At 57.7% G+C, this 12836-nt stretch carries 12 protein-coding genes; 2 read left to right on the forward strand and 10 right to left on the reverse strand.

All coding sequences use genetic code 11. The features are described from left to right. The first annotated feature begins 104 nt into the window (after positions 1 to 104). The gene (locus I6I94_RS03045) at positions 105 to 2060 is read left to right on the forward strand and encodes an acyltransferase family protein (protein WP_201620862.1); all 1956 of its coding nucleotides are present in this window, start codon (positions 105 to 107) and stop codon (positions 2058 to 2060) included. 114 nt (positions 2061 to 2174) lie between these two features. Here the strand turns inward: I6I94_RS03045 and I6I94_RS03050 are convergent, their stop codons facing one another. Together I6I94_RS03050 and I6I94_RS03055 are read right to left on the reverse strand one after the other, a co-directional pair. After that, positions 2175 to 2768 (reverse strand): uracil-DNA glycosylase family protein, encoded by a 594-nt coding sequence (locus tag I6I94_RS03050; RefSeq protein WP_128087594.1) that lies wholly within the window; start codon positions 2766 to 2768, stop codon positions 2175 to 2177. A 59-nt stretch (positions 2769 to 2827) separates the two neighbouring features. Beyond that, positions 2828 to 3271, reverse strand: coding sequence for a hypothetical protein (locus I6I94_RS03055; protein WP_236588917.1), 444 nt, complete (start codon positions 3269 to 3271; stop codon positions 2828 to 2830). A 146-nt stretch (positions 3272 to 3417) separates the two neighbouring features. Here I6I94_RS03055 and I6I94_RS03060 point away from each other — a divergent pair, with 146 nt between their 5' ends. Next, entirely contained in the window at positions 3418 to 4383 is a 966-nt protein-coding gene (locus I6I94_RS03060; RefSeq protein WP_128087593.1) for a hypothetical protein, read from the forward strand. A 48-nt stretch (positions 4384 to 4431) separates the two neighbouring features. Here I6I94_RS03060 and I6I94_RS03065 read toward each other — a convergent pair whose 3' ends face one another. The 8 genes from I6I94_RS03065 to I6I94_RS03100 all read right to left on the reverse strand — a co-directional run bounded on the left by I6I94_RS03065 (position 4432) and on the right by I6I94_RS03100 (position 12775). Further along, complete coding sequence (locus tag I6I94_RS03065) at positions 4432 to 4797, reverse strand: RNA polymerase subunit sigma (RefSeq protein WP_128087592.1); 366 nt, start codon at positions 4795 to 4797, stop codon at positions 4432 to 4434. 78 nt (positions 4798 to 4875) lie between these two features. Continuing rightward, positions 4876 to 6207, reverse strand: a complete 1332-nt coding sequence (locus I6I94_RS03070; RefSeq protein WP_128087591.1) for a M16 family metallopeptidase — start codon at positions 6205 to 6207, stop codon at positions 4876 to 4878. Between the two features lie 139 nt (positions 6208 to 6346). Next, positions 6347 to 8560, reverse strand: coding sequence for a polyribonucleotide nucleotidyltransferase (locus tag I6I94_RS03075; RefSeq protein ID WP_126500841.1), 2214 nt, complete (start codon positions 8558 to 8560; stop codon positions 6347 to 6349). A gap of 333 nt (positions 8561 to 8893) precedes the next feature. Continuing rightward, a complete protein-coding gene (gene rpsO, locus I6I94_RS03080; protein WP_006888961.1) occupies positions 8894 to 9163 on the reverse strand; it encodes a 30S ribosomal protein S15 in 270 nt (89 codons plus the stop codon). A 155-nt stretch (positions 9164 to 9318) separates the two neighbouring features. Continuing rightward, positions 9319 to 10740, reverse strand: coding sequence for an amino acid permease (locus I6I94_RS03085; protein ID WP_126499757.1), 1422 nt, complete (start codon positions 10738 to 10740; stop codon positions 9319 to 9321). 227 nt (positions 10741 to 10967) lie between these two features. After that, positions 10968 to 11270, reverse strand: coding sequence for a hypothetical protein (locus I6I94_RS03090; protein ID WP_006888979.1), 303 nt, complete (start codon positions 11268 to 11270; stop codon positions 10968 to 10970). A gap of 159 nt (positions 11271 to 11429) precedes the next feature. Continuing rightward, entirely contained in the window at positions 11430 to 12320 is an 891-nt protein-coding gene (gene mtnN, locus I6I94_RS03095) for a 5'-methylthioadenosine/S-adenosylhomocysteine nucleosidase (RefSeq protein WP_128087590.1), read from the reverse strand. After that, a complete protein-coding gene (locus tag I6I94_RS03100) occupies positions 12317 to 12775 on the reverse strand; it encodes an S-ribosylhomocysteine lyase (RefSeq protein WP_128087589.1) in 459 nt (152 codons plus the stop codon). The genes mtnN and I6I94_RS03100 overlap by 4 nt, the downstream gene beginning before the upstream one ends. Positions 12776 to 12836 lie beyond the last annotated feature (61 nt).

The raw sequence follows: 12836 nt of genomic DNA on the forward strand, positions 1-12836 counted from the left end.
AAGCTGGCCTAAACTTGGGGGAAGCGCAAAGAACCGCACGAACCGACCCTATAATTAAGCAGTAATTTATTGCGCCATCACCTGACCCGGAGTAGTCACCGTCAATGAAGCAGCTTTTCGCCTCCGCTATTGCCCCCGAAGAGGGGAATCAAAAGTTCATACTACCTGGGCTAGATGGTTTACGCGCCATCGCAGTGTCTCTGGTAATCGTGTATCACCTATGGCCCACGGTAGTCCCCGGGGGCATGATTGGTGTAGACATTTTTTTCGTCATCTCCGGGTATTTGATCACGGCCCTGCTGCTGCGTGAGGGAGCCACCACCGGGCGTATTAACCTGCTGGAGTTCTGGAAACGCCGTGCCAGACGTCTGCTCCCGGCTATTGCACTAGTAATTCTTCTCATGGGCCCCATTACCCAGATTATGCAGGGCGATATTCGGGTGGCCCTTGACCGTCAGGTGCTGGGCGCGGCCACATTCTCCTCTAATTGGCTCTCTATCCTTTCAGGCAACGACTACTTTACGCAGACTTCCCCGCAGCTGTTCACAAACTTCTGGTCGCTGGCGGTTGAAGAACAATTCTATGTAATCTGGCCGCTATTACTGGTGGCTATGGCCCTTATCCTTCAGCGCAGGTGGCGCTTATTCGCCATTGCTGTGGGGGTCCTAGTGGTTTTTTCGCTGACAATCAGCACGGTGCTGGCTGCTGGCGAAGCGCCATTGAGTCGCGTGTACTACGGCACTGACACCCACATGTACGGTCTGCTCAGCGGCGTTCTGCTGGCGTTTGCGGTGCCCTGGTCGCTGTACCCGCCCACGGATAAGCACGTGCTCTACACGGTGTCCCGCCCTTACGGCATGGTCACGTTTGCGCGGGTGCTCATCAGCTGGGTGTGCCTATTTGCGCTCATCCCCTATGCTGTGCTCGCTCACGAGTCGGCGAAGTTCTTCATCCCTTGGGGGCTGTTTGGCGCTTCTTTGCTGACGATCGGTGTGATTCAGGGGATGCTGCCCGATATGGTGGCGGGCGCCTCTGAGCTGCTGCGTAAGGTGCTGTCTTTCCCGCCGCTTCTGTGGATTGGCCAGCGTTCGTACGGGCTGTACCTGTGGCATTGGCCGCTGGCGGTCATTGCTCATTACTTGTATGGGCCCGATCGTTCTCCCCTGATTAATCTGCTGGTGCTGGCGTTGACGTTAGCGGTGGCAGAGCTGTCGTACCGTTTTGTTGAGACACCGGTACGCCGCTATGGGTTCCGCGGGTGTGCACGCATGGTGTGGCAGTGGCTACGCACCGACCGGATGAAACTTGTACCGCTCTCTATTACTGTGGCCGTGATCGGAGCGTGCTTTGCCAGCACCGCAATGGCGGTGCACAGTGCACCGCAGATGACCAGTGCACAAACCGCTGTGGAGAACGGTAAGAAGGCCGCCCAGGAGCGGCTGCAGGCGAAGAAGGAGGCCCGTGCGTCTGCCTCCGCCAGCGCCGCGGCCGACCCGCAGCAGTCGCAGGATCCTTCCGCGGCGCCCTCCCCCGGACCTTCCGGGGATTCGCAGCCGAAGGTTGATTCTTCACAGGTCACCATTATTGGTGATTCGATTGTGGTGGCAACCCAACCCGACCTATACGATACGATGCCCGATGCTCAGGTGGACGCTGAAGAAGGCCGCACCATTGATAAAGTGATCCCGATAGTGAAGTCAATGGCCTCCAACGGTCAGCTGCGCAAGACCGTGGTAATTTCTGTGGCCGCTAACTCAACGTTCGCCCCGGGGCAGCTGGAGCAGATTCTTGAGACCCTGCCGCAGGACAGCAAACTGGTGGTGGTGACAGGGTTCGGCCCTAGTAATCTGACGTGGATTGAAAACTCGAACAGTATCATTCGCGAGTTTGCCCAGAAGAACTCTTCGCGTGTGGTGCTGGCCGACTGGAACAGCACAATCCGTGAGGAGCTGCAGAAAAATCCGACGCTCATGACCTCCGACGGGGTGCATCCGGATTTGTCGGGGCAGGTTATCTATGCGCGCGTGATAACTGAGGCGGTAGCAAAAGCACAGTCTTAAAGGACAAGCTTAAAGGTGTGGGCGGTTCGGCTTTACTGATCGGATGTATCAGGGGCCGCACCGCCCACCGTAGTATGGGGCTTCACCGGCAGGTGATGGCAGGCAACGCCGCCGCTACTGGTCAATGATGCTGCGCACCAGCTCTTTCGCGGCGGGAATCACTTCGTCTTCGAACCACAGGTTGCGTTTGCGCCAGCCAATGGTCAGTGGCGAGGGGTGCACCAGCGGCAGCTGGGCGGGGAGGTACTGTTCATAGTCGGCGACGGTTTCGGCCAGGTTTTTCTTAGCGCCGGTACCAAGGTAGTAGCGCTGCGCGTACGAGCCGACGAGAATGGTGAGCCGCACCTGCGGCATGAGCTCACGCAGCCGCGGGTGCCAGGTGGGGGCAAATTCTTTGCGCGGCGGTTTGTCCCCATGTTTGCCTTTACCCGGATAGTAGAAGTCCATGGGGGTAAGCGCGAAAAGGTCCGGGTTGTAGAACTCGTTATCAGTAACACCCAGCCATTGCCTCAGCAGCCGCCCGCTGGCGTCATTCCAGGGTTTGTGGGTTTGTTGCGCAATCCTGCCGGGTGCTTGCCCCACCAGCATAATGCGTGCTGCTGCGGTAGCGGTGTACACCGGCGTGTACCCTTTGGCGCGCATCTCAGCGTTCGTTGTGGCGTCGTTGATTTCCTGGTACAGCAGGTTAGCTTCTGGCAACAGGTTCATGAGGCCCCAGTATACGCGGTGGGTGTTGTGTGTAGTGTGGGGCGGTGAAAATAGGGTGCCTAGCCGCGCACGGTGTGAAGTGCATGAAGCATCAGGTGATCGGTGCCGGTCTCCTGTGAGAAGGAGTATTCGTAGAGCAGATAATCCAGGCTTTTATCCTCCGTAAGAGCGTCTTGAGCATACGATAAAGAGGCGGCAAACCGGGCACGGTAGAAAAGCGGTTGTACAATATCGTACGGTTTATCGGCGTCGAGCTCCTCAAGGTACATCTCGTCCATGTGCTCTGCCCACTGCTGGAGACGTTCGGGGTGGGAGAAGATTTCTTGCTCACGCACTATACGCACAATATCCTCAGCCACCTCAAGCGCTGAAAGGTGCTGCCGTTTCCAGTCAAGCCACGCCAATGCTAAAAGGCTGATGAGTTTCTCACGTTGTGATGCATCTAGAGTGCAGATTTGCTGTAGTTCTTCGGCGTAGTCGGGAGGGACAACGATAGTGAACATAGCGGGGGTTCCTTTCGCGAATTCCCTCAACTTTAGCACAAGGGTAAAGTGAAGCAGGGAGGAATCTTCGCATGAGAAACTCGTGAAAACTGCACACGATACTCTCTGCAAAGCACCACCCCTACACCCAATATCAGAAGGATTCTATGGAGCCACAGCAGGAAACATCACACGATATATTGGAGTCTCTCCTTCAAGAACTTGTAGAGCATGAAGAAGACTTTAGTTTCTACATAAGTCTCTGTCTTCGTCTGCTTGCGCGGTCTCCACAGCACGGTTGGGATGTTAAGGCTTTTATGCGGGGTCTAGAGCCCGAAGATATGGCAGCCCCACGCGATCCTGCCAAGCTCCGCACAAACCCAAAGTTTCTGGAAAGCGAATGGCTCATGGGCAAATATTCCATACTTCTGGAAGCTTTCGATGAGGCGGTAACTTCCCGCCACATATCTACTGCCGCTCCAAAAGATACGACCCTGACAGGATATGATCTTCGCATCCTGTGGAAAATCGTCAATGCCCACTACAGCTCGTATTTTGAGCCAGACCCGCGCAGGCGTGTTACCTGTGCGGTTGAGGGGCTTGTGGGAAAAGATTATTCGGTTGAAGACCTCACAGGTGATCTTCAAGATTACCTTGATCGGCATGCGTGTCTGCTTAAACTACGGGACCTCTGCCGCGAGCTGGCGGATCGGGGTAAAGATCTGGCGTTCTTCACAGACCTTGGTGTACGTCTTCTTGAACACGTCACCTGGCCCGTGGATGATCTGCGTTCTTTCCTTCAGGAAATAGGCTCAGAGACCGTAGTGGAGCCGGTTGCTCTCCCCCGGCTGGGGTGGCACCAGGTGTACCGTACCCACGAGAATGATGTGTTCAGCGACAGCGAGCAGCTCCTGCAGAAGTACAGCATTCTCGCAGACACGCTTGGTGAATTAAGCAGTCCCGCATACTCTCAAGTTGATCTTGCTGCCCGCATTGCCCGCGCACAGTACGAGCTGTTCTTTAGTCGAAAGCCGCAGGAACGCATCCTTGCCGCCTTACGGCGCCTCATCTCGGACGAGTACCCCGCCGAGACACTGCACCGGCAGCTTTTGGATTTCTTAGCCACACCATAGCCTGCTGACATCCGGTCTTTCCAGCAGGTGAGGCTGACCCGCTATCGGCTATCGGTCGGGATGCTCGGCGCCCTGCGACGAGCGCGCCACCGGGAAAATAGCGGCCAGCGCCCTACGGAATTCCGGCAGGTGCCGGTCGTCAAGATTCACCAGCACCTCCAGGACAGACCCAACCTGCAGCGCCTGCTGAATATCCTCCCCCATGGTGAACACCACCGTGTTGCCGCTGAGCGTGTAGGACACGTTATTGCTCTCAAGAGCGAGCGACTGGTCATTACGCTCTAAGTAGATGACGGGTTCCTCCTCAGGAGTACGTGCAAGTGTGAAGTACTCGTGCTGCCCATACGAGAAATAAACGTACGCCAACCCGTCCTCATTTGAGGGGCTGTACTCTATGGAGTGAGGCTCAATCATGACACCAGCTGCTCCCACCAAACTCTCGCTACCAAAAAATTATAGGCGTCCTTCAACCAACCGGAACAGCAAAATCTGTCAGCGCACAATTGTGGTGATCATCTGCTGCTGCCCCAGATACCTGGCGAGGCCGTGCACATCCTCAAGGGTGACCGCGCGGATCTTCTGAAGTAACTCATCAGTGCTCGTAAACCGGCCCGACTCCAGTTCCGCGTGCCCCAGACGGGACATGCGGGAGCCCGAGTCCTCACTGCCCAGAACAGTTGAACCAGCCAGCTGCCCGCGTACTTTGCTGAGTTCTTCTGCGGTAATTCCTGCGAACACCAACTTATCAAACTCATACTGCAAGAGCTCACACACCTGCTCGGTTTTAGCGGGCAGGCACCCGGCGTACATGCCGAAATACCCCGCATCGGAGTAGGCACCTGAGAACGCGAACGTGCTGTACGCCAGCCCGCGTTTCTCGCGGATCTCCTGGAAAAGCCGTGAAGACATACCCGCCCCAAAAGCACTCGACAACACGCTCATCGCGTAGCGTCGCTCATCCCCCGCAATAATACTCGGGCAGCCCATCACAATATTGGTCTGCTCGAAGCCCTTCTGGACTTCACGCAGCTCAGAGAACGGAACGATACCGCTTTCGGTGCGCACACGGCGCGGCGCCGGAGCCACACCCTCGCGAAGGTTCCAGCCGGAGCGGGTGAGCGCATCCAGTACCAGGTTCACAATACGCGAGTGCTCCAGCGACCCAGCCGCTGAAACAACCAGTCGATCCGGCGTGTAATACTGCTTGTAATGCTCCCACACCGCCTCCCTCGGAACCTGCATAATCTCCTGCGGAGTGCCACCAATCGGGCGGCCCAGCGGGTTATCACCCATCAGCTGTTCCACAAAATTCTCGAAGGCAACATCGGTCGGGTCGTCCTGATCCATCGCCAGCTCTTCCAGAATCACCCCGCGCTCCTGCTCCAAATGCTCAGGATCCAGCAGGGCGTTACTGACCATATCCGCCAGCACATCAATCGCCATTGGCACGTCGTCGTCAAGTACGCGCGCATAGTAGCAGGTGTGTTCCTTCGCGGTGAGGGCGTTTGACTCGCCGCCCACCTCATCAAACGCCTGTGCAATATCCAGCGCCGTGCGCGAAGCCGTGCCTTTAAAAAGCAGGTGCTCCAAAAAATGGGTAGACCCCAACATGCCCGGGGCCTCGTCCCGAGAACCAACCCCCGCCCAGAAACCGATCGAAACGCCCCGAGTGCCCGGCATACGTTCGGTGATGACACGCACCCCGCCGGGCAGGATGGAACGGCGCACCTCATTCGAATCAGCACCAGCAAAAATCAGGCGGCCACGCTCATAATCAAGCTCCTCAGCGATTTCACCGGGCACCACAGGAAGGCTAATAGCCATGAAAAAGTCAGTCCTTACCTCACGAACAATATGAACCACACACAAATATACGCGAAGGATGCGCCTCCCACCGGGCCCCGAACCCGGGGCGCCGTGCGGAAGACGCATCCTCGCCAGTTAGAGTGCCGCAGCGGGCATACTACTGGGCGTCATCAACCACTGGGGAGAGCGAAAGCTTGCCGCGGTCGTCAATCTTAGTGATCTCAACCTGCACCTTCTGCCCCACCGACAGCACATCCTCGGTGTCTACCACGCGCTTACCGCCGTTGAGCTTACGCATCTCAGAAATGTGCATCAGCCCGTCCTTGCCGGGGGTGAGAGAGATGAACGCACCAAAATCAGTCAGCTTCACCACGGTGCCCAGGTAGCGCTCACCCATCTCGGGAACCTGCGGGTTCGCGATGGCGTTAATCGCCGTGCGGGCAGCCTCAGCAGAGGGCCCATCGGTCGCGCCAATAAACACAGTACCGTCGTCCTCAATGGAAATATCGGCACCGGTATCTTCCTGAATCTGGTTAATGGTCTTACCCTTCGGGCCGATCACCTCACCAATCTTAGCGACCGGAACCTTCACCGAAATGATGCGCGGCGCGAACTCACTCATCTCATCGGGTGCATCAATAGCTGCGGTGAGCACCTCCAGGATATGCAGGCGAGCCTCGCGTGCCTGGGTCAGTGCACCTGCCAACACCGATGCAGGAATACCATCAAGCTTGGTGTCCAGCTGAATAGCGGTCACGAACTCGCTGGTACCGGCGACCTTGAAGTCCATATCGCCCAGGGCATCTTCAGCACCCAGAATATCGGTCAGCGCGGCGTAACGGGTTTCGCCATCAACCTCGTCAGAGACAAGGCCCATTGCGATACCCGCAACAGGTGCGCGCAGGGGCACACCGGCATTGAGCAGCGACAGGGTTGAAGCGCAGACCGACCCCATCGACGTGGAGCCGTTCGAGCCCAAGGCCTCAGAGACCTGGCGGATCGCGTAGGGGAATTCCTCACGCGAGGGCAGCACCGGGGTCAGTGCGCGTTCTGCGAGCGCACCATGGCCGATTTCGCGGCGCTTGGGCGAACCAACACGGCCGGTCTCACCAGTGGAGTACGGCGGGAAGTTGTAGTGGTGAATGTACCGCTTGGACTTGACCGGGTGCAGTGAATCGAGCTGCTGCTCCAGCTTGAGCATATTCAAGGTGGTCACGCCCATAATCTGGGTTTCGCCGCGCTCGAAAATTGCCGAACCGTGCACGCGCGGCAGCACCTCAACTTCGGCGGTCAGCTGGCGAATATCGGTGAGCCCGCGACCGTCAATGCGCACCTGTTCGGTGAGGATGCGCTGGCGCACGGTGTGTTTGGTGAGAGCCGCAAACGCTACTGAAACCTCGTTAGCGCGCTCCTCAAACTCTTTGCCTTCCCCGGTGAGGGCTTCCATCAGCTCGGATTCAAGCTCCGCGGCAGCGGCTTCACGCTCCTGCTTACCCGCGATGGAGTAAACCTCCACGAGGCGCTTGCCCGCGAAGTCTTTCACGGCGGTATCAACGTCTTCACCGTGTCCGCCGAAGTAGGGAAGCTCCAGGGCGGGTTTACCGGCGCGCTCCACAAGGTCAGCCTGAGCCTTGCACAGAGCAGCAATAAAGGGCTTCGCAGCCTCCAAACCTTCGGCTACGATCTCTTCGGTGGGGGCAGTATGGCCGTCTTCCTTAATGAGCTTCCAGGAGTTATCGGTTGCCTCTGCCTCTACCATCATGATCGCAACGTCTTCGCTGCCGTCGGCCTTGGTCACGATGCGACCGGCCACAGCCATATCGAATACGGCGTTTTCCAGCTGAGAGTACTTGGGGAAGCACACCCACTGCCCGTCAATAAGAGCCATACGCACACCGCCGATAGGCCCGGTAAACGGTGCGCCCGAAAGCGAGGTTGAGGCGGAAGCAGCGTTAATGGCGAAGGTGTTGTAGATTTCGTCCGGTTCAACGGTCAGAACGGTTACGACAACCTGCACCTCATTGCGGATACCCTTGGTAAAGGCGGGGCGCAGCGGGCGGTCAATCAGACGTGCAGCGAGCACGGCCTCAGTTGCGGGGCGCCCTTCACGGCGGAAGAACGAGCCGGGAATCTTACCGGCAGCATACATGCGCTCTTCAACATCCACAGTCAGCGGGAAGAAGTCAAAGCCTTCACGCGGTGACTTCCCCACAGCGGTTGCAGAGAGCAGGGTGGTTTCGTCGTCAATGGTGACAAGCACGGAGCCCGCCGCCTGCTTGGCGAGGCGGCCAGTTTCAAAACGCACATGACGTTTACCGTACACACCGTTGTCGATTTCGACCTCGGAAAATTGGATTTCGGGACCTTCCACGGTTCCTTCTTTCTGTGTTGGTGAGGTCGGCACACCGTGCGTTCTAACTATCGGCCTTCGATAGGAAACCACGGCCGCACCCGCTCCCGGGCGGGGGCCCGTAATTCGCTACCGAGGACCGCACCTAAACGCGCGGGGCGCTCCCTCAGGTTAATATTTCACTGTGTTCGATGCGTGGCACATTTGCGGGGCACTCCCCTGCGGCTCATTGCATCATGAGACAACCGGGGTCGGCCAAGTGTTGCTGCTTGCCACCCCATGCCCCTCCCCAGGTTGCAGTTACGGGCGTGCCCGCCTCTGTGGAGAGACTGACACGCCCGCACTATAAGCCCTTTATCGACGCAGGCCCAGACGCTCAATGAGCGAACGGTAACGCTCGATGTCGATGCTCTTGAGGTAACCCAACAAGTTGCGACGACGACCAACGAGCATCATCAGACCACGACGTGAGTGGTGGTCATGCTTGTGGAATTTCAGGTGCTCGGTCAGGTCGGAGATACGACGAGACAGAACAGCAATCTGCACCTCAGGCGAACCAGTGTCGCCCTCGTGGGTTGCGTATTCCTTGATGATTTCCTGCTTGATTGCCGGATCTAGTGCCATGAAAGTTAACTCCTGGAGTTAGTGCCGCGTACCTCCCGCACAATAGTGTTGTTGCGCGGGGTTTGGGCAAAAGCCCTCAGCGTGTCAACCGCGGACCGCAGACACGCATCCTTACTATTCTACTGCACAAGCCGTGTTTTTGGGGAATATACCCGCTATTTGACGGTAACGCCGGGCTGCTTACCCCGCAAGACCAGGAGGTAGTACCCCAGCAGGAACACGCACCAGACACCCCCAACCACCAGCGCCAAACGGGTGCTCTCAAAGAGCCCCAGAAGCACCACCACGAACGCCATGAACACCAACGTGAGGTAGCTGACCCACAGGGGCAGGCGCACAGGCTGCTTCTCGGTGTCATACCCGCCGCGCTTATAGGCGATGTGCGCCAGCAGAATCATCACCCACACCAGCACCGTGGCGAAGGTGGCCAGCGAGGCAACCACCTCAAAAGCATCCTTAAAGAGCACGTTCACAATCACACCCACCGCCATGACCACGATCATGAGCAAAGTGGTCATCCACGGCGCGCCGTTACGGCTCACCCTACGGAACGATGCGGGGGCCAGCCCGCGCTGCGCCAAACCGTACAGCATACGCCCGGCACCGTACACATCTGCGTTCATGGCCGAAACAGCGGCGGTAATCACCACAATATTCAAAATGCCAGCTGCCGCAGGTATACCCAAAGAACTAAAAATCTGCACGAACGGCGAGTTCTCTTTACTGACCGAATACCAGGGGTACAGGGACATAATCACACCCAGGGTAAGCACATAGAAAATCATGATGCGGGCCGGCACGGTGCGGATTGCCTTAGGGATGGAAACACGCGGGTTTTTCGTCTCACCCGCCGCAATACCAATAGTCTCAATACCGCCAAAAGAAAACATCACCACGGTAAAGCAGGCCAAGAAGCCGGTGAACTGGTTCGGCATGAAACCGCCATCCAGCGACCACAGGTTGGTAACCGACGGTGCGACAGAATCGTGCGCCTGAACCCCAACAAACAGCAGAATCACGCCACCAATAATCATGGCGATAATAGCCGAAACTTTCACTAGGGTGAACCAGAACTCTGCCTCCCCGAACGCTTTTACTTTCGTGAGATTAATGGCGAGCAGAATCAGAAGCACCGACACAATCCACACCCAGGCGGGGCTATTAGGGAACCAGAACTGCATATAGACGGCGAACGCCGTCACATCCGCAATAGCGACCAGCGCCATCTCCAGGGCGTAACTCCAGCCGGTCACAAAACCCGCCCAGCGCCCCAAGTAACGGGTAGCGTACTCCGAAAACGCCCCCGAAACCGGGTTGGCAAGCGCTAACTCTCCCATAGCGCGCATCACCATGAACACCGCTGCGCCGCCAACCATGTAGGCGACCAGCACCGAAGGCCCAGCCAACTGGATAGCAGATGCTGAACCGTAGAAAAGGCCCGTACCAATCGCCGAACCAAGGGCAATGAACATAATGTGACGCAGCGTCAGGACACGCTGAAGGTGCGGGGTGCCCGGCTGCACCTTAGCGGTATCTACCGGTGTGGGGTTACGGTCCGTTGAGTCCGTGTTTTTCATACTGTCCTCACTGGGTTGGGGTGCCAGGCGCCTGCTACGCGGGGCCCGGCGGGACGGTGGGCTAAGCGGATTGGATAGGCTAGGCCCGTTTCCCCGCAGGGGATAAGCCAACGCCGGAGGCTGCCGCACCCGCCGTATACCGTGATGCCCGCAACCCCCGGTGCGTGAGGGACGCAAGCAAAAACGGCGGGCTGGCAACGAAGCCAACCCGCCGTCTTTTCTAAGACTTATTTCTTACGCTTACGACCAATAAGGATCGAAGCGAGAGCGGTTATTCCGGTCACTGTGTAAACCGAAGGCCACGCGCCAATCTTCTTGGCGAGCGGATGAGATGCACCGAAAGCACCCAGGTACAGACCGGTCAGGAAGGTAGCGCGGGGCGCCCCGGCCTTACGCTTCCAGTTCATAAAGGCAATAATGCCGCACACACCCAGCACAGCACCGCCGAGGGGACGGTTACCTGTGGTGGAAGCCACCTTGTAGCCACCGAGCAGACCGGTGACAGATGCGAGGGTGGGGCAAACCTTCATGGGGTTTCTCCTGGGGTCCGAAAAATCTCTTGCCTAATAACCATACTGCATGTGCGCCACAAATGCATCCTCACCCCGCTGCGAACCGCCACTAGGCAGGGTCCGCAGAGAGCAAGTGAGCGCCGCGCAGCACCGGCATAGCCGCAGCTGCAGCCCGTATTACGCCTTAGATTCCTGTTCTGTGTCTTCGGTGTCATCCGTGTATCCGCGCAGGAACCACAGGTGCGCGGCAACCCGCAAGGCGTATTGGGCTGAGCGGGCAGCAGCCACCTCCACACCAAGGTGGAAATCTTGCCCCGCGGCGGGGCCGCACAAATCAGAGACGCACCGCACCGCCACAAACGGCACCTCATAGTTATGGCACACCTGGGCGATAGCTGTGGTTTCCATATCGGTGCTTAACGCGGCGGGGAACGCCTCACGGGTGTCTTTGACATTATGGGCGGTCACGAATGAATGTCCGGCAAGCATCAGCCCCCGGCACACCTGCCAGCCGCCTTCTGCCTGCTCAGCATCAAGAGCTTCGACGGCGGCGGCAACCGCATCATCCACGTCGGAATCCGGGCCGCCATAGGTTTCGGGCATGCCGGGGATTTGCCCACGTACATACCCGAAAGCGCTCGCATCAGCATCGGTGTAGGTGTACTCTGTACCGACTATCACATCCCCCACGTTCGTTGTGGCAGCAAGCCCGCCAGCGGTGCCTGCACTTATCACGCCAGAACAGTCGGTGGCGTAGCTCAATGCCTCGGTCACGGCGGATGCGGCGTTCACCAGCCCAATCTTGGAACGCACCAGCAGCAGAGGCACCTCACGCTGGTTAACGGTCAGGGTGCGCGGATGAAAGACCGCCGCGCCCTCATCAATAGGTTCCTGCGCCCAGGCGGTGGCGTTAAGAAGCGGCGCGATTTCTTCGTCCATAGCCACCTGAATAATGACGGCGTTGGAGAAGTTCAGCATCAGATCGTTAAGGTTTTCGAGGTCAGCAAGCATGGCAGTGTAAACCTCGTCAGGATTCATCTGCGCCGCTGCAAAAGGAGAATCGCTCACGCCATCACCTGCTCCCATTCGCTGCGGGCGGCTAGGAAACCGCGGGCGGCCTCTTGAGCAGCACCCAGAGAATGGTGTGCCCCCCAGCCGCACTGCACCTCGTTTGCGGCGGGAACTTCGGTAGCCTCTAGAATATCGCGCATCGTTGCTTCAAGGATGGGCATAAATTCTTGCGGCTCAATACCTAGAGTGAGAGCGTAGAAGCCGGTCTGGCAGCCCATGGGAGAGAAGTCAATGAGCTTATCGGTGTGGTTGCGCATCAGCTCGGCGCTCAAATGCTCAATAGAGTGCACAGCAGGCATGTCAAGATGCGCAGTATTTGGCTGAGTGAAACGGACATCATACTTAATGAGAGTGTCCCCGCCCGGCAGCATCTTACGGTCCGCAATGCGCACATAGGGAGCAGCGACAGCGCGGTGGTCCAGGTTAAAGGACTCAACATTCATTTTTTCCATGGTTCCATTCTCGCTTAAAACCTGAGTAATGTAACCCAAAAAGCTGCACGCATAGATGCCC

Origin of the sequence: Rothia aeria, from assembly GCF_016726365.1 — a bacterium.
Lineage (GTDB): Bacteria > Actinomycetota > Actinomycetes > Actinomycetales > Micrococcaceae > Rothia > Rothia aeria.